This is a genomic window from Paraburkholderia xenovorans LB400, assembly GCF_000013645.1.
Lineage (GTDB): Bacteria > Pseudomonadota > Gammaproteobacteria > Burkholderiales > Burkholderiaceae > Paraburkholderia > Paraburkholderia xenovorans.
Genome location: NC_007953.1, coordinates 312021 through 334621, shown reverse-complemented (window position 1 = coordinate 334621; position 22601 = coordinate 312021). Strand labels below are relative to the sequence as shown.

Here is a 22601-nt window from a genome sequence, read left to right as displayed (position 1 = left end):
TCGCAACTACGACTACGACCACGACACATATCGCAAACCACTGCACGCTGCCAGTATCGCCATGCAGATCACCTGCCGTGGATATCCCACGGCAGCGTCTGGAACCAACGCACGACATTCAAACGACGCTTGCGACCGGACATGCGGTACTTCGGGAAAACCATGCTTGCGCGTAAGGACTGTTGGGGATGTTATCTTCGTCATGCGCAAGTGTCAACGTGGGTGTCAACTACCGCGCTCCAAGCGCGAAACCGGAAAATGGCCTCACTCGTTCGGACAGTCGTCCGAAATCCTTAAGTGTCCCCGGGTGTTCCGTTTATTCGACTGTCCGGATTTGTGCAGCCATCTCTCTTTCCACGGTATCAGAGGTCGGCAACCGGTTTGCCACGCGGCGAGGCAACCTTGCCGGCCGGTCTCCCGGCGTACGCAATACGGGTCCTCTACCCATTACCAGACGACATACTCGTCAGACGAATCAAAGGCGTGCTGCAGACACAGCAGACCGGCGATCAGTCGCGACGATTGTCGCGGGTCTGCTGTGTTCGCCTTTGCCCGAGACAAAGCTCGCGCTCATCGATGTGAACCGCCCCGGGGCGGTTCAGTACTCGAACCCGATGACATTCGCGGCAAGCTGGTGGACTTCGATGTTCTGTGCGTCATGCGCGAGCGCATGTCATGGCCGCACTCTCGGCATCGTCGGTCTGGGCGGCGCGGGTCGCCATGTTGCACGCTACGGCATGGCGTTCGGCATTGTTTACGCCGACCGAAAATTCAGCCACAAGTAGGGATCGCGCCGACTGCGGTGGCATCGGAGGCATGAGCGCCGCCATTCTTCTGAGCCGGCAAGGCATTCAGGTCGATCTCGTCGAACTGAACCCATTATGGGCGCCCGGCGGCGCTGGCATCACAATCAGCGGCCCTACGCTGCGCGGCCTTCGTGAGGTCGGTGTCGCAGACGAAGTACTTGCGAGCGGCGGATTCTGGAATGCGGTTGACGTTTGCGATGCCAATAGCAACCTTACAGTCACCGTCCCTATCGCACCAGCGGTCGGCGCCGACGAATTGCCGGGTGTCGCGGGCATCATGCGGACCACGCTCGCCGAAATTCTCGGCCGGGCAACCCGCAAAGCCGACACCAATGCGCGTCTTGGCGTGACGTTCGAAACGCTCACACAGGACGCCGAAGGCGTGGAGGTGTCATTTAACGACGGAAGTCGCGCCCGATACGATCTCGTGATCGGTGCGGACGGCATCAACTCCCCAGTACGCAAGTATGTGAAGCCCGAGTTTCCAGGTCCACCCTTCACCGGACAGCGCTCATGGCGCGCAGTTGTGCCCCGTCTTCAGGAGAACTCCCTGATGTACATGGGGAAGACAACCAAGGCCGGATTGAACCCGATCAGTCAAACCGAGTGCTATCTATTCGTCCTCGACAAACGGGAAGGCATGGACTTCATCGCACCGGAACAATGGCCCATGATGCTTGCCGAACTCCTCGAAGAGTTCGGGGGTGCGGTGGGTGAATTCCGTCGCGGACCACTCGACGGTTCATTGATGAACCACCGGCTGCTTTATCGACCGCTTGCCGGGCACATGATTAACGGGCCATGGCACAAGGGGCGTATCGTGCTTCTTGGTGATGCCGTGCATGCGACCACGCCGCATCTGGCTTCCAGGGCCGGTATTGCGGTCGAAGGGGCGATCGTCCTCAGCGAGGAACTCGCGCGGCGTCGCTCACTCGAAGGCGCATTTATCGCCTATGCCGGTCGACACTACGACCGTGCAAGGCTTGTCGTGAGCGCGTCCGGCCGTCTCGGCGAGATCGAGCGCGAAAGTGGTTCAAGAGAGGAGCACACTCGTATCATGATTGAAACACAGCAAGCTCTACGCGCGCCGATCTGAACGCACGAACATCCGACGACGATGGGCCAGGCCACGACGCTACCTCTATCCGTCGTTCGCGTGGACAATCTGGTCTCTCACCTCGCCTGGAGCGGCTGCAGCGACACATGGGTTGACCTGCGCTGGATCGGATGTGCCCTCTGCATCCGATTCACCATGAGGCTCTCCATATCGGAGGGCATCTTCGAACACAATCACCGTTGCTACAGAAATCGTCGAATACGCGCCCCATTGGGTAAGCAGCAGGTATTCATGTCGTGGCGAAATAGGCCTGCGCCGGAGAAGCTCATCAATCGTGACGTCCGTGCAGCAGCCCCGAATGAAAAGTGGCTCACCGACATTACCGAATGTAGGCCCACCCAGCGCAGCCCTGACCTCGCCCTCGTTTGACGAATCCGATAGCTGGATGAATTATGCGGCTTCGCCCCTCTCAGCTGCGAACCAGTTCTCTCCTGAATTCATTCTGTTAGAGTTTCTTAGAGCGGATAAAGCGGCGCTTCGCCCTTGACCGTGAGCCATTGCCATTGCGTGAATTCCTCCCAGTTCGCTGGGCCGCCGACGCTCGTTCCGTTTCCCGATGCACCCACACCACCGAATGGGTTGATCACTTCGTCGTTAACCGTCTGATCGTTGATGTGCAGAAGGCCGCTGCGCAGACGTTCGCCCATGCGCAGCGCACGGCCTACGTTTGATGTGACGATGGCGATCGCGAGTCCGTACTCCGTGTCGTTGGCGAGCGCTATCGCCTCCTCGTCCGTGTCGAACGGAACTACCACCGCAACTGGACCGAAGATTTCCTCGCTGAAGGCCGGATTTTCTTTAGTCACGCCGGTGAGCACCGTCGGCTCGAAGAAAAGGTCACGGAAACTGCCGCCCGCTTCGACGCGCGCGCCCGCCTGCTGCGCGGCGTCGAGCACGCGCGTGACGTGATCACGTTGGGTCCCGTTAATAAGTGGTCCAAGCGCGACATCGTCCGTGGCGGGGTCGCCAACCGTCAGACTCGATGCCTTCGCCACAAGCTTTTCGACGAAGCGCTCATATATGGCGCGTTGCACAAGCACACGGCCCGTCGCCATGCAGATCTGGCCTTGATGCAAATAGGCACCCCACGCCGTATTGGCGACGGCGCGATCAAGATCGGCATCGTCGAGGACGATAAGCGAGTTTTTGCCGCCCAGCTCAAGCGAGACCTTTTTAAGATGACGCCCAGCCGCCTCGCCAACCTTTCGACCCGCGTTCGTCGAACCTGTGAACTGAATCATCGCGACGTGCGGATCGCTCGTGAGCCCGGCGCCCGCGGCACCGTCGCCGGGCAACACGTGCAGAACCCCGTTCGGCAGGCCGGCCATCTCAAAAAGACGCGCAATAACAAAGCCGCCGCATACCGCAGTGCGCGGGTCTGGCTTGAGGACCACCGCGTTGCCGAGGGAGAGTGCGGGCGCAACGGCACGCATGGCCAGATACAGCGGGAAGTTGAACGGAGAAATTACGCCCACCACGCCAAGCGGACGACGACGGGCGAGTGACAACCGCCCCGGACCCGATGGCAGCACCTCGCCAGCCGATCGCGACGGTAATGCACTTGCTTCGTGCAGTGCCTTCACCGTCACCTGTGTCTCGAAGGCAGCCTTTGCGCGCGTCGAACCGCTTTCACGCACGATCCATCCAACGATCTCCTCGACCGACTCCTCCGCAAGACGCGCGGCACGACGCAATACGGCAGCGCGCTCATCGTAGGGCAGCGCGGCCCACTCTTGCTGCGCTTCGAACGCCGTCTTCGCCGACGCAGCAACAAGAGCTCCATCGGCCATGCCGATGCGCGCAAGGCGTTTGCCCGAGGCGGGCTCTTTCACTTCAGCCTCTGAAGCGCCATTGCACCACGAACCGGTGAAAATACGTCCGTGCCAGACGTCGTCGCCCAGGAGGCGGGAGGAGGGGGTAACGTTCATGCCGACTCCTGTTCAATTGATTCGAAGACTAGAAACGCGATCACCATGACGGCGCACGCCAGCCAACTGCGTCCCCGGATTGAGTATTACCCGAGCGGGAAGACCTCGGGCCACAAGCGGGAATTGTTCGAGTGCCGGGAAGCGGCGGAATCCTTGGGCAGAGCGACAAAAAGCGTCCAATTGCTGAACACAAGATTCGGAACCGTCTTCAATAGACGGATTCAGAATAGCCCAGTTCTTTACATGCTGTATATCCAGCGCTTCGTCCATCCATCTCATAAGATCTCCCCAAGGCTGAAAAAAAGTAAAGACTCCATAAATTAACTTGCGAGACATAGATACTTGATCACCAGGTAATCCTCAATCCCGTAACGTGACCCCTCACGACCAATTCCCGATTCTTTGACTCCTCCGAACGGCGCCACCTCATTGGATATTAAGCCGGTGTTAATTCCTACCATGCCATACTCAAGCGCCTCAGCAAGCCGCCATACTCGCGCGATATTGCGACTATAGAAATACGCTGCCAAGCCATACTCGGTATCATTCGCAAGCCGGACGACCTCATCCTCCGAAGAAAATCGGGATACCGCGGCTAGCGGCCCGAACGTTTCTTCCCTGGAAAGCATCATATCTGGTGTAACGTCGCTCAACACCGTCGGCTGAAAGAAACTGTGCCCAAGTTCGTGTCGCGCCCCTCCTACCTCAAGTTTCGCGCCTTTCTGCAATGCGTCTGCAATGTGCGCCTCGACTTTCTTCACAGCCGCCTCACTAATGAGCGGACCGATAGAGACGCCTGGATCGCGTCCGCTCCCAACCTTTAGCTCAAAAACAGCCTTCGACAGCTTCTCGACAAAGGCGTCATACACCGCATCGTGCACGTAAAAGCGGTTCGGACAAACACAGGTCTGCCCGCTGTTCCGATATTTTGACACCACCGCTCCTTCCACGGCGTTATCAATGTCAGCATCATCAAATACAATAAACGGCGCATTGCCGCCAAGCTCCAGCGTAACCTTCTTAATCGTGGGCGCGCTTTGCGCCATTAGCATTCGCCCAATGGCGGTCGACCCGGTGAATGATAGCTTCCTCACCCCAGGATTGGCAGTCAATTCAGCTCCGATCGCCCTGGGATCCCCGGTGATAACATTAAGAACGCCCGATGGGATGCCTGCTCGTTCGGCCAGAACCGCGAGTGCCAGCGCCGTCAGCGGTGTTGCTTCTGCCGGTTTGACGACTATGGTGCAACCAGCGGCAAGCGCAGGCGCGACCTTCCTCGTAATCATTGCGGCTGGAAAGTTCCATGGCGTAATCGCAGCGCACACGCCTATCGGTTCTTTGGTAACAATGATACGTTTGTCTGCATCGGGAGTAGCAGGCGTATCACCAGAAACCCGTTTGCCTTCTTCTGCGAACCATTCAATGAAGGACGCGGCATATGCAATCTCTCCCTTAGCCTCGGCTAGCGGCTTGCCTTGTTCAGCCGTCAATATGGTCGCGAGGTCGTCGGCGTTCTCCAACACCAGGTTGAACCATCTACGCATAACTATTGCACGGTCTTTCGCGGTTTTTTTTCGCCAGACCGACCACGCGATACAAGCAGCGTGAATGGCGCGACGGGCTTCGGCAGCACCCATCATTGGAACCTGCGCCAGCAAGTCTCCACTCGATGGGTCGGTAATAGTAAAGGTGGATCCGTTATCGGCGGTCTGCCATTCACCATTGATGTATGCATGCTGACGAAGCAATGCTTGATCGTTGAGCTTTATTGAATATCTCATATCTGATTCAATATCAAGGGAGGAAAGGAAAGCACGAACTGCAGGCACACCGTCAATGGCGGCGGCTTTCGGACTATAACGCTAGTCAACCACCAAGTAGCACATGGCCTATTCTCTGATGGATTCAAAATCCATAATTCTGCTCCTGAATTTTTCAAAACCACACACCTTAGGCTAGTTTATTCGAGAGTCGCTTCCCCTGAACTTAGAACTTCTGACGCAGAGTGAGCCGGAATAGGAACTGGTGGTTATTTGACGAATCTCCTTGATTTGAGATGTCCGCCACTGCAACTGTTCCGAGTGAAGAAGTCCCCTTTGCAAGTTGCCAACCGGCATCGAAGTAGATGTCGGTGCGCTTGGAAATGATGTAGTCGGCCATCGCGCCCAACTGGTGATAGTGCTGATTTCCGACGGTGGAACCTGCGGCCGTCCGCACACCTGCTCCGGCCAGATAGTTGTAAGCAAGCGCAAAGAATAGCGATGGCGTCGCCTTGTACTGGACACCGACGTCCACATCCCTGAAGCGCGCCGCAGCACCGGCGAATCCACCGCCCAAGTTTGCATATTCAGTTTGCGATCCAGACGCCATCAACGTGAATGGACCAATCACATAATTGCCAGCGACGGTGAAAACCTGGTATGCCGTAGCCGACGTATAAGCCGAATTCAGCGACAGCGCGAGTGGCGAGATACCGTTAGAGTTACCTGTGAAAAATCCCGATCCGGCTGTTGCAGATGTTGGATTTTTAAAGTATTCAAAAGCTGCAGCTATTGTAAGTGGGCCGTTGGCAAATTCGGCGCCCAGCGAATAACCACTATTGGATGTCGTGTTCCCGACGATACCGCCTACGCTGTATTCGCCACCGAAGGTAAAGGGCCCAAAGTTCGGGCTCATGTAGCGCACAGCGTTATTGACTCTCAGCGAGTGAGCAGTGTTGTCCAGATCTCCGGGATGGCCAAAAATAACGCTGCCGATTGCAACCGGGCTGATAGAGGCCGGAAAGTAGAAGATCATGTCGTACTGCCGCCCTAACGTCAGACTACCGTATTGTGCGCTGCTAAGTCCGACGTACGCCTGACGCCCGAAAGGAGTGCCACCTTGAGCGAACGCCCCGCTGTTCAGGTTAATGCCAGATTCAATCTGAAAGATCGCGCGGAAACCACTGCCCAGATCTTCACTTCCTTTTAAACCCCAGCGACTGCTATCTATGCCGTTTACAGAATCGAGATATGTTCGACTCGATCCACCCGAGTTCGAGAGATACATTATGCCCTCGTCAATGATTCCATAAAGGGTCACTGAACTCTGTGCGTGGGCCGACGAACTGATAATTGCTGTAGCCCCGCACAGCTGTATTAACCACTTTGTATACGAACGCATGCATAGTCTCCGTAATTGGGTTTTTTCGTCATTCGCTATTTTTTGGCGTGACCCGGCCTTCGAAAGGAATCGAAGGATTGAAGGAAGTAGCCTGGTACACTGCCCCGTGTGAGAAATCATTGGGAGTCGACGACCAGCGGGCAAAGAATGCTTCGCTAATCATTTTCATCCTTGCAGCCTGGACGACCCGGCGACCCAAGTGCGGTTCTCGGAATCGTCATAAGTGAAACTAATGCGAGGGTACCTGCTGGCTATTCGACGCGATGAAGGTCGATGCCCTTGGTCTCCTTCCACCGAGCAACTACAATGGCGCCGATAAGGCAGACCACAATCAAATACATGTTAAAAATCCAGCCTTGACCGCGACCGTAAAACAGGCTGGTGAGGTAGGGAGTCGTCCCGCCAAACATTGCTGTCGCGATCGGGAAAGCCGTCCCTAGAACTCGTGCCCGGTAAGCCGTGGGAATTTGTTCGGAAGCGATTGCGGACTGTGTTCCGCCTATGCACGCACTGACCGCAAGCATGCATGACTGGGCAGCAAAAAGTCTCCATGGGTCGTCATTGATGAAACCAAGCAACGGAAAAATAAAAATGGCGTTCGCCAGATAATAGAAAATTGTGAGCGGCTTGCGTCCGACATGATCCGAGATCCATCCCGCAACCGGCGTACAGATAATGTTAATAATCTGCGCCCCCAGACTGGCTGCGAACGCGCTGCCAGGCGCCATCCCTCGGTACGTAATCGCGAAAACGGCGGGGTAGGATGTCCACACGTAGTATGGAAGTGTGGCCGACGCCTCATAGATGAACATTCCGCACGTACGGGCAATGATTTTACGACGACTCCATCTGTTTCTTACTTCAATAGATTTTGTGCCCCGACTTTCTTCCCGATCTTTCTCATACACGTCGCTCTCCATCATCCCACGACGCATGAAGATAATTGCAATGGACAATACCGCGCCAACAATAAACGGTACACGCCAACCCCAAGCTTGCATCACATCCTTCGTTAGATAGTTGGTCAGAACCGTAGCAAGGATAGTCGCGATCAACCCGCCAAGACCAGCGCAAACATACATGCTACTAGACCAGAACGCGCGCCTCGGAGCTGGCGCAATCTCTGCCAGATACGCGTACGAAGCGGTCATCTCTCCGCCGTGTGCGAAACCTTGTAGAAGCCGGACGATGAGAAGTAGTAACGACGACCAAGCCCCGATCGAAGCATAGGTTGGCATCAAGCCTATCGTTAGGCTTGCCGCGCTCATAATGAGTACGGTTGTCACCAAAGTACCTTTTCGTCCGAGCTTGTCGGTCAGAACGCCAAAAACGATACCTCCGAGCGGACGCGAAAGAAAGCCAACCGCGAAGACTGCCAAGGCACTTAGCAGCATCGAACGGGGGTCCGATTTAGCGAAGAACGCGCCGGCGATGTAAGGAGAAAAAGTAGCATACATAGTCCAGTCGAACCATTCCAATGTATTTCCAACGCCGGCTGCAACCATTGACTTCGCTCTAAGCGTCTTCATTAGCAACGCAGAATCATTCATTGCGCCTGACGTTCCTTCTACCGTCAAGGCAGTACTTTCTTTCGCCATGCTTAGTTCTCCAATATTCGTTATAACCTTGTCACCTTTAGGAATATTTATTCCATTTGTATTCCTAAATATTGTATTTAATATTGAATTTGTATGTTCCAGTCTTTTTATAAAAAAATTCTTGATAACTCAGTCATTTACCGGGCGAACGGAGACCGCGATCAATATCAGGACAAAGCCGTTCTTCTAAACCATCCTGTCGATTGCCGTCTCGTAGGCTCCGAGATAGGACAGATTCCATGTCGGGCTCATGACAACCTCGTTTACACACATTTCCTGCGGCAAACTGATTATCAGGTCGATCATCCTCGCCACGTCGAGAGGTCGCATCATTTTCGCAATCGCCTCTTCGCTTGGTGGATTCGGAATTTTCCGGATCATCGGGGTCGCCATTGCTTCAGGTACGACTGCTGTCGCCCGGACGTTGTTTATTCCCTCTTCCAGGTTAATTGACTCCGTCAAAGCCAGGACACCCCTCTTGCTGGCGTTGTAAGCGGGTCCAGTGAAGAATCCCGCGTGTCGACCGGCCCAAGACGACACGTTGATAATTGTCCCGCGCTGCTGACGCCGCATACCACTCAATACCGCCTGACAGCAGTAGTACATCCCGGACAGATTAACTGCAATGACCTGATTCCATCCGTCGGGAGTAAGCTCACCGAAGTGTCGATCTTTCACGTTCATTCCTGCACAGTTAATAAGTGTGCTCACTACCCGAGACTCTCGCTCGATCCGATTGAATGTTGTGGAGACGTCATCGCTGTTAGCAATGTCGCAAGCATGAACGGATATCTCGCATAATCCCGACAGCCGCGCCCGCACACTGGCAAGCGAGTCCGGGTCACGATCTATCAACGCAAGTTCGGCTACCCGAGGGGCCAGCAGTTCAGCGCATGCTTCGCCAAGTCCAGAACCACCACCTGTAATGGCAATCAAGGTATCTGTAAGTTCGTTCATAGTTTTAATTAGTAGGATGAGCGTCCGCCCGAGAGGTCATGAACTGCGCCGGTGGTGTAGCTGCATTCTTCAGTACACAGCCACGCCACCATAGCTGCGACCTCGTGAGGCTCCATCATCCGTTGCATCGGAGCTTTGGAGAGCATTAAAGCTAGCTGTTCCTTTGGCGTTTCTGCCGTCATCCGCGAACGGGTTGGTCCTGGCGTGACGCAATTGACGAGAACGGGGGACATCGCCAGTTCTTTTCCTAGAGACTTCGTCATCGCAATCATTCCTGCTTTGGCTGCACTATAGGCACTCAATCTTGGACTTCCCTCCTTTCCGGCGACCGAGGCGACATTCACAATCCGACCGTAGCCGCCGGCACGCATGGCGCCGATTACTGCTTGTGAGCATACAAACGCGCCCGTCAAGTTCGATTCGATGACGCGACGCCATTCGCTCAGATCGTATTCTTCCAACGGCACCTGGGCACCACTTACGCCAGCATTGTTCACGAGAATGTCGATTCTTCCCACATTTTCAATGACACGCGCGAGCCCTACGGACACCGCTAGAGGATCGCAGATATCCACGACGGCCCACTCGACTGGACCGGATTCGGTGAGTTCGGCGCACGACTGCTTTACCGCCTCCTCGTTAATGTCCCATAAACACACCGCAGCGCCTGAGTCGAGCAGGCGTTTTGCGATGGCTTTTCCAATTGCGCCTGCCGCGCCCGTAACCACGGCTGAGCGCGTCTTCAGGTCGAGAATATTCATGTTTCTTTCCTGTGAAAGTCGACGCGGCACCTACCATTCCTCAAAAGCGCTGTCTGGCTGGCTTGAACACAGTGATTTCTGTAGTGGTGACACGGTCATCGAAACCCTCATCCAAGACCTCAAGTGACCGTCGGGCTCTACGCTCTTTCGGCTGGTCTCACAAGGTCACTCCCGTCCCAAGCTAACGCAGCCGCATACATGAGTACGTACAATTCCTCCTGTCGCGGCGTCATCTCGATCAGTTCGATCATGCCTGGGAGGCCGTTGACTCCGTCCATGTACGTGACGCGCGGCCCTCTTGGTGAGCGAGCTTTAAACGCGATTGCGGCCCCCCCCTCCTGCAAACGCGCGATTTCGGCATCGATATCTTTCGTCGCAAGCGCAAAGTGATGGAACCCGTAGCCTGAGCGCTCGATAAGCTCGCGATAAACCGACGGCTGGTCATCGAGTTGCTGGATCACTTCGACTTGCATGTGGCCGCTAAATGCGACTGCGAGTTTGAGCCGGATATTGGTAGGCTTGCGTCGATACTCAGCTCCGGTCGTCTCGAACGGTCCACTCAGAAACCAAGGCCCGACGCCTAGCTGAGTCGTAAAGCTTCGCATGGCTTCGTCGATGTTTTCAACGACGTAACCCACCTGAGTGATACCGTTTACCGGCTGGCCATACAACAATGTCTGGGCATTGCGGAGTGACATAGTGTCCTCGTCCCCTATTCGTTTGCTGATAGGCCATTAGTCTCTTGCAAGACCGTAGGCGACATAGTGGTCCAAAGTGCCCTGCGTGCGTGCAGAAAACACCGAGAAGTCGAGAACAGCTGGAATTCCTGCCCTGTTCGCGGCCAATGCGCGCTTCAATGCTGCTTCGACATCGTCGGCCTTCTCGATGCGTTCGCCGTAGCAGCCACAACCTTTTGCAATCGTTGCAAAGTCGGGCTGGAATTCGAAATCAGTATCGACGAAACGGCTTTTGTAGACGTACTTCTGAATATCCCGGATAGAACCGAGCGCTTGATCGTTCAACACAACCCAAGTGACTGCAAGCTTGTACTGCGCAGCAACCGGCAGGACTGGCAACACCATCTGGAATGAGCCGTCGCCTGAAAAGCCAAGAGCGGGCCTGTCCGGGTAGACGATAGAAGCTGCGGGAAGAGCATTAGTGGCAAACCCCATCCCGTAAAAACTTGAAGGGACGATCAGGGAACGCGGCTCAAACACTCTGAAAATAGGATGAGCGCCGACCATATGTTGCGAGAGACAGCCGACATCGATCGCCACGGTTGTGTCGCGCGGGAAAACGGCGCGCGCAGCACGTATGACGCGAAACGGGTGAATCGGCGATTCGACCGAAGAAGCGACCTCGTCAATCTCCCTTTCGATTCGTTGAATCGTCTTCACACAATCGAGAGTCCGCGGATGAGTCGCATAAGCGCCGGCTTTCAGACCAACGCCAGCATCTTTGATACGCGTCAGGAGGCTGGAAACCACGGCTTTGATATCCCCCGCAATACCAATGCTTGCCGGCACACTGCGTCCGATCTCGCCCGGGTCGATATCGACCTGGATGTAGCAGGCCTGCTCAGCCGGCACGAAACCCACACGCCAGTTCGTTTCCATCTCTTCAAACCGGGTCCCCAAGCCCAGAACGACATCTGCGTCGCGCAATAGCTGCTTTGACAGATCGTTACGGTTTGTGCCGAGGCCACCTGCGGACAGGGGGTGTTCGTCTGAAATTATGCCTCTGCCCGCGAGGCTGGTGAGCACGGGGATCGCCAACGCTTCAGCGAGTTCGCGCACCGCCTCAAACGCATTCGACGCGACTGCGCCGCCACCGGCTATGATGATTGGGCGTCTCGCCGCTCGCAAAGCTTCGAAAGCCTTATCCAATATACATTCAGATGCATTTGGGCGCGCCAGTGTAGATACAGGCTCGTACGTATCCGGTACATTGCAGTCAAGAGCAAGAATGTCGCGCGGAATATCGATGTAGACAGGCCCCGGCCGCCCACTACGCGCCAGAGCGAACGCACGGCGAACAATGGGGATAGCATCATCGGCGAAATCGATCCTAACCGACCATTTGGTCACTGGAGCGAATACCTTTTCCGTGGGGACTTCCTGACTTGCCCCTCGGTAGGAGGTCGTCGTAGCACCGCGGCCGGCAATTATGACCATTGGCAGCGACGCGACATGGGCCTCAGCTACCGCCGTGAGCACGTTTGTCGCGCCGGGCCCAGCTGTCACAACACAGACCGCCGGCCTGCCCGTCAATTGCGCATAACCAGCCGCCATACTTGCTGCCGTACCCTCGTGCCGAACAAGGTAATGGCGGATTTCCGGCGTGTCGTACAGCGCATCGTAAATCTGAATTACGTGCCCCCCAGGCATTCCAAATAGCGCGTCCACGCCCTCTGCGCGCAGCGCATTAACAATCGCCCTGCCGACTTGTACTGTTTTCACCAACTCACTCCTTTTTACGTTTTCCCTGTGTAGACCCCGGCAGCCCACACCGCCCCCGGCCTATCCCTTCCCCTCCTGCGGGAATGGGACTCTCACAACCGATCATCCCAACACCCAGTACAGGCAATTGGATCCATTCATGCCACAACCAAAACAGCACGATCGGTGTCAAATACCTCTCCTTGCCCCGGGCGCCCGTGAGCGCAGCTGGATTGGTCCACCGAAGTCTAGCCCATATGGATCCATAAGTTAAATTTTTCGGTCCTTTATTGGGGAAAATACCGAGACTAATCGCTTAGTTGGATCCAAATGGAGAGACGCGCCCAACCGTCTATCGTCCGCGATGGCGCGGTACAGACGCGCGGCGAGGGGCAGCGGTGGATCCATTGTTGGGGGGCGTATGTTTGGCAGTCACACCTTCGCAACAGAAAAGGTCCGACGTTAAGATACAATTCACTGTATGCACTAAAGCGTGCTTGGTCGCCTCGCCAGGTTGGAATTTGCAAGGCTTTCATCGTATGGACGCACGAGCCCACTTACCCCTCAAAAAAACAATGAGTGATTTGGCCAAGGAAGGAGTCGCGAGTCGGCGGATTGCTAATGAGCTCCGTAGCGCGATACTCAATGGCTTAATTTCTCCCGGCACCAGGATTTTTCAGGAAGAGATCGCTGAGCGATTTGGAGCCAGCCGCTTGCCGGTTCGTGAAGCGCTTAGAATTCTTGAGTCGGAAGGGCTTATTCTGCTTAAGTCCAACAGTGGTGCTTGGGTGGCCAAGCTTGATCTGGCGGAGTGCGTCGAGATCTATAAGATTCGAGAGCGCCTTGAGCCACTCGCCTTGCGTGAGAGCATCCCTAAGCTGGCAGATGCCGAGATAGCGTCAATAGAGCGCGTATGTGAAGAAACCGAAAAGGCCTCGCACATCGACAACTTTCTCGCCTTGGATAGGCAGTTCCACCTGCTGACTTATCAGCGATGCCAGATGGCGTTGCTAGGTGCAATGGTCGAGCGTTTCTGGAACACTACGCAACAGTATCGGCGAGCCTATTGGAACCTGCTCGGAATCGACGAAAGAAACTGGGCAATTTACGAGCATCGGCTGATCGTCGATGCGATCAAGAGACGAGATCCCGACGATGGCGAACGGGTTCTGCTAAGCCATATTCGGCGGGCAAGACTTGCGCTCGAGGGTAGTCCCAAGCTGTTCGATTAGCAACGGCCAAATGCAATAGCATTCCCGGTCAACTTGACAGACGCGTCGGCACGGTGAAGCCATTCAGCGATGCCAGCCTCTGATAATCAGGGTGACCTAATGTAGCAATCATCGCGGCCCCAGAGCCAATAGGATTGCTCTCACGACAGCGTCAATCAGCGCCGGCAAAGCCGAAAATTCGCGCGGCCGGCTGACGCATCAACTATCTCGCACACGGGCTCGGCTCGTTAGAGCCTATGCAGCGGGAAGGCCGACTCACTGGAGCCTGAATCAGTGAGTTCAGGCGTGCTCAAAGGAGAGCATCATGCGCACAGATCGGACAGATTTGACGGATGCCGTCGATGGAGTGTCGGCCATATCGCTGGAGCCGGCGGCGACGTAATGGAAGGTTGCGCTGAACGATGGCCGGCGAGAAAGGCTCGCCGTTCATACGGTCGCACAGGTCCGCGCCGGTGCGCGCTTGCAGGCCGTACTCAGCCTGATTGATGAGCACCGACAGAAGTGGGCGATCGTGGCTACCGCACGAAATGTTGTGAGCTATGAGGCAGGTCAGGACGCGGACGTGTCAGAAATCTTGTGTGCTGAGGCCGGTTAAAAATCTCAGCTGATGGCGGAGGTGAATCGTTCGCCGAACAGGATGGCGAACTGGTTGACTGCTTGCCGCCAGGTGACAGGCGGCATCTTCCAGTCCTTTTCGATGTTGCGCAAAGGCCAGATACAGCAGTTTGCTGGCGGCTTCGTCACTCGGGAAGTGGCCGCGGTTCTTGACGATCTTGCGCCACTGCATGTGCATGCTCTCGATGGCGTTTGTCGTGTATACGATTCGACGCATCTCGGGCGGATAGGCGAAGAAGGGAATCACCTGTTCCCATTGGCGCTGCCACATCGCCGCGACGGTCGGGAATTTGCGCCCCCACTCGCCCTGCGCAAAGGCATCGAGCGCGGCAGCCAGCGGCTGGCGGTCTTTCCAGCCCGCCAGATTCAGCGAATTGCGGATCAGATGCACGATGCAGGTCTGGATCTGGGCGGCCGGATAAACTGCCTCGATCGCTTCCGGGAAACCGCGCAAACCGTCGACCACCGCGATCAGGATGTCGTGCAAGCCGCGGTTCTTCAGTTCGTTGAAGACCTTCAGCCAGAATTTGGCGCCTTCGGTTTGCTCAATCCACAAACCCGGCACTTCCTTGCGGCCGTCGGCGCGGATACCCAGCGCCAGATAGACCGCCTTGTTCCTGACCGTGCCTTCGTCGCGGATCTTCAGCCGCAGCGCGTCGAAGTACACGATCGGATACATGGCCTCGAGCGGGCGTTGCTGCCACTCCTCGACATCGGCCAGTACCTCGTCGGTGATCGTGGAAATCAGCCCGGGCGACACCTGTAGCCCGTACAGTTCCAGCAGATGGCCCTGGATCTCGCGAACGCTCATGCCGCGCGCATACATGCTGATGACGTGGTCGTCGAAACCCGGCAGCCGGCGTTGATACTTGCCGACTAGTTGCGGCCCGGACGTCGCCTGCCGCTCGCGCGGAATATCCAGCTTCAATTCGCCGCTGGGCGTCAGGACCGTCTTGGGGCTGGTGCCGTTACGGTGGTTGCCCGCCTTGCCTTGCTCGCTTTCTGTTTCCAGATGATGGTTCAGCCCCGCTGCGAGCATGCGCTCCGCCAACTGCTTCCTGAGCTGGCCGGCCAGCCCCGATTCGCCCAGGATCGACTCGGCATCCTTGCCCTGTACCTGGGCAAGGAGCTGATCGATCAGCTCATCGGGAAACAGCTTCGGCGCCTTCAGGTTCTTGCTCTTCTTCGTCACGGTTGCTTCGGTCATAGAACGTTATTCCCCTTATCGTCTCATGACCTCCGCACACTAAAAATCTGACAGGCTCTCCCAATTGGAGCCCTATTTGCGCAGTCGGCTTTCGATCAATTCCCAATGCTCAGCAAAGACGGCGACGCGATCCCACCCATGAAAGGCCCATCCTTTGACTGCCCGCATCTGTGCAAGGAAAATCATTTCCGCAGCCAGCAGCCTCGCATCGACCACGCGAAATTCGTCGCTGGCCACCCCGGCGCGGATCAGATCGCTGAAGTATTCGGCCACCCGCTTCTCCTGTTCGATATATCGATGCTGGGCTGCTTCGGGTAGTGACTGCCATTCCCTATAGGCAGTCAGGATCGGTTCGGCCGCATCCCAGCATCCCTGCCAGTAGACTTCAAAGCCCACCCGCAGCTTTTCCTTGACGCCCCGCACTGCCGATGTCCTCTCCATCATCTGCTCATTAAGCCCTTTGTTCGTCTCGTCACAGATCATCTCGAGCAGGTCGCTCTTGGTCTTGATGTAGCGGTAAAGTCCACCGACGCTCATCGAGGCGCGCTCAGCCAGTTCGTTGACGGACAGCAGATCGAAGCCCTTTTCCTTCAACAGTTGCATTGTCAGTTCGACAAGTTGACGTCGTCGCGCGCTGACGCGTTGCGCACGTGGCGTAGAGGTAGTGTCAGGAATAGCCGGGGTTGTCATCAGTACTTTGTTCGCCGTCGCGGGTGAAGGATGTCGACATTATAAGTAATTGCGAGCACCCGCTCGCTACTTTACCCCAGGTCGGAGAGACTGCACGCTCCGCAGCCTCTCCGCAGGGTCCCGGCTGACGGCCTGCCACTGCAGGCCGCACGTCGATCACATCCAGCCGCAGCGCTACCCGTCCGTCTACTTCAAACGTAGCGGCAGACGCGTCGGTCCATGCGTTACCAGAGAATTGAGCCAGGGAATCGATTCCACCGGTTCGCATAGCTCAATGCTACTGAACCGCTCGAGAATCGCCGTTAGCGCAATTTGCCCTTCCAGCCGGGCCAACGGCGTACCCAGGCAGAAGTGAGGCCCCTTGCCGAAGGCCATATGTGGATTAGGATTTCGCGAAGTCCGTAATTCGTCTGGATCGCTGAACACCTCCGGATCGCGGTTCGCGCCAACCAGCATCGCGAACACGCGATCGCCCGCAGCGATTTCCTGATCACCGAGTTCGGTGTCTTCCGTGACGATGCGCCCGATGGAAAGTACCGGGCTATCGTAGCGCAGGAATTCCTCGACTGCCGCCGCCATCTCGTCCGGATGCTGACGCAGGTGCTGCACCGTCTGCGGATGAGCCGCAAGCGCCAGCATCGAGTTGTTCAGCAGATTGGCCGTCGTTTCGTGGCCGCCGTTGAGTACCATCATCATGCAGCCAACCAGTTCATCGTCACTGAGCCGTTGTCCCTCGACCTCTGAGGCAATCAGCCTGGACAGTGCATCCTCGCGCGGCTCCGCCCGGCGTTTGGCGATAAGATCGAGGAAATACGTGCCCATTCCATTCGCGCCGCGCCGGGCGCGTTCGTACTTGTCGGGTACCCCGCGCGCGCTGCCGATGAAGGTCATCATATCGTCGGACCATTGCTTCACTTCCAGCAGTCTGTCGCGCTCTACCCCCAATAGATCGGCCACGACGATGCCAGGCATCCACAAGGAGAAAGCCTGGAAGAAGTCGAACGCGTCGCCCACCGGAATGCGGTCGAGCAGTTCATTGACCACGGAAATCACCGTCTCGCGCCTGGCATCGAACACCGGGATATTCAGCGTGTTAGCCATGTGCCGTCGCAAACGTGTGTGGTCAGGCGGATCGCGGAATACCATCCAGTGCTGGAACCAGCGCATCACCTCCGCAGCAGTCACGCGTTTTTCTTCAGACAGATGCTGCTGCACCGCAGTAAACCGTTCTGCGGAGTAGGTGCCGTTAGTCGTCAGCACCTCGCTGGCCAGTTCGTAGCTGGTCACCACCCAGCCCGACAGCTTTGGGCTCCAGTGCACGGGTTCGGTTTCCCGCAGTTTCCTGAACACGGCATGCGGGTCGCGGCGCACGTCCGGGTCGTTAGGATCGTAGATGAAGGTCATGGCTCATTCCTGTTTCTGGATTCGCGGCGGTTATCCACCCCGAGGTTGGCACAGTGCGGACTTAGAGATCCAGCACGAGCCGTGGTGTGAGGGAGCGCGAACAGCACACACAGATGGTCTGGTTGGCCGCGCGCTTCTTGCCCATGAGGAAGGAATCACGGTGGTCCGGCACACCTTCGAGCACCTTCGCCACGCATGTTCCACACGTGCCTTCACCGCACGAGCGTGGCACATGGAACCCGGCCGTATCGAGCGCATCAATGATGGTCTGGCCTTCCCGGACCTGGCAGGACAGGTTGCTTTTTGCGAGCACGACCTCGAACGAGCCGCTCTCGCCTTCCAGCGCGCCGGGACGGGGCCGGAAACGCTCAACATGCAAGGCACCCTCCGGCCAGCCCACGCACGTGGCCTCGACCGCTTCGAGCAGACGTTCAGGACCGCAACTGTATATAGCGACTCCAGCCTGGGGCGCGCCGAGTGCCGCCTTCAGGTCGAGCAGCCCGCACTGATCCTCTGGCTGGATCCGAACCCGCTCGCCGTATGCTTCCAGCGCGGCGGCAAAGGCCATCGAACTGCGATGGCGTCCGCCGTACAGCAGGCTCCATTGTGCGCCCCGGGCTTCGACGGCACGGATCATCGGCAGTAGCGGGGTAATGCCGATTCCGCCGGCGACGAACACATAGCGATCGGCATCCACCAGTTCGAACTGGTTGCCCGGCCCTGTCGCACGGAGTATGTCGCCAACCTGGAGACGGGAATGCAGCCAAGCGGAGCCCCCGCGGCTTTCAGGCTCGCGTAGCACCGCGATGCGCCATTGCCGGCGGTCTTCAGGTTCACTGCACAGCGAGTATTGGCGCTCCAGCCCGCCGTCGACCAGGAGGCCGATATGGGCACCTGGCGTCCACACCGGCAGATCCTGCCCATCCGCGGCTGCAAGTGTCAGGCCGATCACACCATCAGCCTCCTGGGTGATGGCCCGCACGACGAGGTTAATTTCCTGCGCTTTATCCATGGTCATTCACAAATTGCTGCTTCATTCGGTCCTGCTGGCTGTATCGAGCACCCGTTCAACGCACGCCGGCGGCCACCCGAAGCGTTTCGCCGGTGATGCCGTCGGATGCCGGCTCGAGGAAGAAGGCAATCCCTTCCGCCAGGTCGCTGGTAGTCGCAAGCCGGCCCAGCGGCACCTGCTTGAGGTGTCGCTGGGTGTATTCGTCACCCAACGCGCCCTTGGCCTTATCGCTCATCACCAGCCCGGGTGCGATGGTATTAACGCGGATGCCATCCGGTCCCAGCAGGAGACTCAGCGTCTCGGCCAGGCCGATCACCGCCTTCTTCGCCGGGTTGTAGGCGGCATTCCCAAGCTCTGGGCGGTTGGCAAACGCAGCCAGAGAGGCGACGTTGACGATCTTGCCGTACTGTTTCTTCCTGAAGTGTGGCGTGGCGGCCTTGCTCATCAGGAAGGCACTGTCGACGTTGAGCGCGAACATCCGATGGAAATAATCGAGGCTGATCGACTCCAGTGGGCGGTCCATGTCCGTGCCCGTGTAGTCGGGCATGCCGCCGGCCACGTTAGCGACACCGTGCAGGTCGCCGAACAGTTCCAGCGCAAGCTTCACTGCCTGTTCTACCGGCTGCTCGGCAGTGATATCCGCCTTGAGCACCTCCATGCGGCCAGGCAAGGCGGCGGCCTCTTCTTTCACACCGTTCAGGCGTCTGGAACTGATGTCTATCGCGAGGACGTTCGCACCGGTGCGCAGCAGGCGCAGCACGGTGGCCCCGCCGATTCCGCCACCACCACCGGTGACGATGTAGGAACGTGAAACTTGGCTCATTGCAGAAAATTCTCCATTCAGGGTTCGGACGAAATTCACACGTGCGTCGTTTGCGGAAATACGGGTCGGCGCTTTTCCCTCAGGGCTGCCAGGCCCTCCCGCGCTTCAGGACCGGTGAAGCCCAGAATGCCGAACGCCAGAGACGCATCGAAGGCAGGCCAGGCCGAACGGATCCAGTTGTTCAGCGCATGCTTCGTGAAGCGGATCGCCTCGGGCGCACCGGCCGCGAGGCGACCGGCGACTTCCAGCGCCTTGTCCACCACCTTGTCGTTATCGACGCACAGGCTGACCAGCCCAAGGCGCTCGGCTTCCTCGCCGGTCAAAGGCTCATTGGTCATCAGGTAGTACTTGGCCTTGGCCATGCCGACCAGCAGCGGCCAGATCGCCACAGCATGATCATCGGCCGCCACCCCAAGGGTGGTGTGGCCGTCGACCAGCTTCACCGTGCGGCCGGCGATCGAAATGTCCGCCAGCAGGGCCGCAGCGAGGCCGCCTCCCGCGGCCGCGCCATTGATCGCCGAGACTATCGGTTTGCCACAGGCAAGGATGTTTTCCACCAGTTGGCGGCCGTCCTTCCACATCTGCATGCGAAAGGAGTGATCGTTGACAATGCGTTCAACCATGTCGAAATCACCACCTGCGGAAAACGCCCGCCCTTCTCCTGTAAGCACCACAACACTGACCTGCGGGTCGGCATCGATCAGGCGCCAGATTCCACCGAGATCGTGGTGCAACTCGTAATCCATCGAGTTCATGGAGCCGCGCGAAATCGTCACGCGCAGCACACGCTCAAGAGGCCAATCGAGTTTCAGACTGGCATAAGCTGGGTACACGGGCTGTACGCTCATCGCCGAGCCCCGGATATCATCGAAAGGCGCATCGCCACTCCTCCTGAAGTACTGCCGCAAGATCAGGGATCCAGTCAAAATATGTCGAATCCCCGCCGTTTATGTGAGCGAGCGGTCGCTCGCATAAATCAATTGTCGATGGGTAAAAGCTAAAAGTAAAGTCGTTTTTTTGCGGGTATTCCCCCATGCACAGTGTCCGCGATTTGGATATATTTCATCCATCGATTGCGAGCGCTCGCTCTCATTCTTCTCGATAACGCGCTGCTGGCACCTATCGGGAAAACATGAACCGGGAACAACGGAGTCAACCCGGGCATCCGCGTATCGCCAACGATCGTCCCGTCAACCCTGGAACATCCGATGAGCCTCAGATACGAGTTCGACTACCTCTGCAGTGATGTGATTTCGCACAATGCGCGGGTCTTTGCCCATTCCATTGCCGTCGTGTGCGGCGAGGAGCGCCTTACGTGGCGCGAACTCGATATCCGCACCAATCAGGTTGCCAATGCCATCCGCGCGCTGGGTTTCGACAAGGGCGACAAGATCGCCCTCTTCATGCCCAATTCACTGGCCCTGTTCGAGCTTTTCTGGGGTGTGGTGAAAGCCGGCTGCGTGGTCGTGTGCCTGAATACGATGCTCGAAGGCTCGGCCCTCGCGCGCATCACGAATTCATCGGACGCCCGGGCGATGTTTGCCGGCGGCAGCTCCCGGACTCTGGTCGATGAAGTGCGCGACAGGCTCGAAGGCATCGCGCCAGAACATTTCTACAGCGTCGATTCGCCAGGCGACGGATGGAACAGTGCGCAGACACTGTTCGATGCGGCGCCGTCCACGCCGCCGCAGGTCACGATCCTGCCTTCCGATTCAATGACCATCATCTATTCATCCGGAACTACCGGGGTTCCCAAGGGCATCGAGCACACACATTTCGGACGACTGAATTACCCGCACGGATTCGCCATGGGCCTCGCGATCAACCGTTATTCGGTGGCCGTTTGCGCGACGCCGATCTATGCGTCGGGCACATGGATCACAATGTTTCCGACCATGTATCGAGGCGGCACCGTCGTTCTGCTGCCGCAATACTCGCCAGAGGCCTTCATCGATGCAGTCCGGCGGGAACGCGGCACTCATAGTTTTCTGGTGCCCACGCAGTACATCGGACTGCTGCAGCAACCGTTGCAGAACTATGACCTTGGCTCGCTCAAGGCGTTGGTCACGGCCGGTCAATCACTCCTGCCCGCGACTTATGCAGCCCTCCTCAGGGCCTTCCCCCATGCCGGTATCTACGAGGTCTACGGGATGACCGAGGGCTTCTCGACACTTGCCATACCAGAGGACGTAGCGCGCGGCAAGACCGGCTCGGTTGGCAAGCCCTCTTTTCTCGACGACGTCCGCATCATCGACGAGCAGGGCCGCGAGTTACCGCCTGGAGAAACTGGCGAGATCGTCGCATATGGGCCAGGAATGATGAAGGGCTACTACAACCGCCCGGACATGACCGAGGCGGCGACCTGGATCAGCCCTGCCGGCCGCACCTACATGCGCAGCGGCGATCTGGGCCAGATGGACGAGGACGGCTTCCTGTATGTCAACGGCCGGCTCAAGGACATGATCAAGTCGGGTGGCATCAACATCTATGCAGCCGATCTGGAACAGGTCGTGATAGAGCATCCGGCCGTGCACGAAGTCGCTGTAATCGGTGTACCTCACGAAAAGTGGAGCGAGACACCCGTCGCCGTGGTGTTGCTCAAGCCAGGCGCGAGCGCGGAACCCGACGTATTGATGCGCTGGGTGAACCAGCGGCTCTCGAAGTACCAGCGACTCAGCCTGCTCCTGATCCGCGACGAGCTGCCGCGCGCCATCTACGGAAAGGTACAGAAGCAGGCCCTTCGGGAGCAGGTGCTGGCCCTGCTGGGATCCGGCGCGGCGGAGAAGGTTGAACCGCAATGATCCATCCAGCTTCAGTCAGCCCGGCAAAACAGCACGTCGCCTGCGCGCTC

At 57.4% G+C, this 22601-nt stretch carries 17 protein-coding genes and 1 pseudogene; 3 read left to right on the top strand and 15 right to left on the bottom strand.

The window, feature by feature from the left end; genetic code table 11:
• The first annotated feature begins 750 nt into the window (after window positions 1-750).
• On the top strand, window positions 751-1902 hold the full coding sequence (locus BXE_RS38195; RefSeq protein WP_272942408.1) for an FAD-dependent oxidoreductase: 1152 nt from the start codon (window positions 751-753) through the stop codon (window positions 1900-1902).
• Between the two features lie 476 nt (window positions 1903-2378).
• Here the strand turns inward: BXE_RS38195 and BXE_RS38190 are convergent, their stop codons facing one another.
• The 9 genes from BXE_RS38190 to BXE_RS38150 all read right to left on the bottom strand — a co-directional run bounded on the left by BXE_RS38190 (window position 2379) and on the right by BXE_RS38150 (window position 12788).
• Window positions 2379-3851, bottom strand: a complete 1473-nt coding sequence (locus BXE_RS38190; RefSeq protein ID WP_011493485.1) for a benzaldehyde dehydrogenase — start codon at window positions 3849-3851, stop codon at window positions 2379-2381.
• 12 nt (window positions 3852-3863) lie between these two features.
• Entirely contained in the window at window positions 3864-4121 is a 258-nt protein-coding gene (locus BXE_RS46155) for a hypothetical protein (protein WP_148223091.1), read from the bottom strand.
• 50 nt (window positions 4122-4171) lie between these two features.
• Window positions 4172-5632, bottom strand: coding sequence for an NAD-dependent succinate-semialdehyde dehydrogenase (locus tag BXE_RS38180; RefSeq protein ID WP_011493483.1), 1461 nt, complete (start codon window positions 5630-5632; stop codon window positions 4172-4174).
• Between the two features lie 205 nt (window positions 5633-5837).
• Window positions 5838-7013, bottom strand: coding sequence for a porin (locus BXE_RS38175; RefSeq protein WP_011493482.1), 1176 nt, complete (start codon window positions 7011-7013; stop codon window positions 5838-5840).
• Window positions 7014-7264: 251 nt separating this feature from the next.
• Window positions 7265-8611 (bottom strand): MFS transporter, encoded by a 1347-nt coding sequence (locus tag BXE_RS38170; protein ID WP_011493481.1) that lies wholly within the window; start codon window positions 8609-8611, stop codon window positions 7265-7267.
• Window positions 8612-8797: 186 nt separating this feature from the next.
• A complete protein-coding gene (locus BXE_RS43695) occupies window positions 8798-9568 on the bottom strand; it encodes an SDR family oxidoreductase (RefSeq protein ID WP_011493480.1) in 771 nt (256 codons plus the stop codon).
• An 8-nt stretch (window positions 9569-9576) separates the two neighbouring features.
• The gene (locus BXE_RS38160) at window positions 9577-10329 is read right to left on the bottom strand and encodes an SDR family NAD(P)-dependent oxidoreductase (RefSeq protein WP_011493479.1); all 753 of its coding nucleotides are present in this window, start codon (window positions 10327-10329) and stop codon (window positions 9577-9579) included.
• A gap of 137 nt (window positions 10330-10466) precedes the next feature.
• Window positions 10467-11027, bottom strand: a complete 561-nt coding sequence (locus BXE_RS38155) for a VOC family protein (protein WP_011493478.1) — start codon at window positions 11025-11027, stop codon at window positions 10467-10469.
• A 36-nt stretch (window positions 11028-11063) separates the two neighbouring features.
• The gene (locus BXE_RS38150) at window positions 11064-12788 is read right to left on the bottom strand and encodes a thiamine pyrophosphate-binding protein (protein ID WP_199577092.1); all 1725 of its coding nucleotides are present in this window, start codon (window positions 12786-12788) and stop codon (window positions 11064-11066) included.
• 518 nt (window positions 12789-13306) lie between these two features.
• Here BXE_RS38150 and BXE_RS38145 point away from each other — a divergent pair.
• A complete protein-coding gene (locus tag BXE_RS38145) occupies window positions 13307-13999 on the top strand; it encodes a GntR family transcriptional regulator (RefSeq protein ID WP_011493476.1) in 693 nt (230 codons plus the stop codon).
• Between the two features lie 600 nt (window positions 14000-14599).
• Here BXE_RS38145 and BXE_RS38140 read toward each other — a convergent pair.
• The 6 genes and pseudogenes from BXE_RS38140 to BXE_RS38115 form a co-directional block, all read right to left on the bottom strand.
• A pseudogene (locus tag BXE_RS38140) lies at window positions 14600-15821 on the bottom strand (IS256 family transposase).
• Window positions 15822-15893: 72 nt separating this feature from the next.
• Window positions 15894-16424 carry a TetR/AcrR family transcriptional regulator gene (locus tag BXE_RS38135; protein ID WP_040123567.1) on the bottom strand — a complete coding sequence of 177 codons (531 nt, stop codon included), beginning with the start codon at window positions 16422-16424 and terminating at the stop codon, window positions 15894-15896.
• A 273-nt stretch (window positions 16425-16697) separates the two neighbouring features.
• Entirely contained in the window at window positions 16698-17915 is a 1218-nt protein-coding gene (locus BXE_RS38130; RefSeq protein ID WP_011493473.1) for a cytochrome P450, read from the bottom strand.
• A gap of 61 nt (window positions 17916-17976) precedes the next feature.
• Window positions 17977-18933: a PDR/VanB family oxidoreductase gene (locus BXE_RS38125; protein WP_040123568.1), complete on the bottom strand. Its 957-nt coding sequence runs from the start codon at window positions 18931-18933 to the stop codon at window positions 17977-17979.
• Window positions 18934-18982: 49 nt separating this feature from the next.
• Entirely contained in the window at window positions 18983-19750 is a 768-nt protein-coding gene (locus BXE_RS38120) for an SDR family NAD(P)-dependent oxidoreductase (RefSeq protein WP_011493471.1), read from the bottom strand.
• 35 nt (window positions 19751-19785) lie between these two features.
• Window positions 19786-20598: an enoyl-CoA hydratase/isomerase family protein gene (locus tag BXE_RS38115; RefSeq protein ID WP_011493470.1), complete on the bottom strand. Its 813-nt coding sequence runs from the start codon at window positions 20596-20598 to the stop codon at window positions 19786-19788.
• A gap of 360 nt (window positions 20599-20958) precedes the next feature.
• Here BXE_RS38115 and BXE_RS38110 point away from each other — a divergent pair, with 360 nt between their 5' ends.
• Window positions 20959-22551 (top strand): class I adenylate-forming enzyme family protein, encoded by a 1593-nt coding sequence (locus BXE_RS38110; RefSeq protein ID WP_011493469.1) that lies wholly within the window; start codon window positions 20959-20961, stop codon window positions 22549-22551.
• The last annotated feature ends 50 nt before the right edge of the window (window positions 22552-22601 follow it).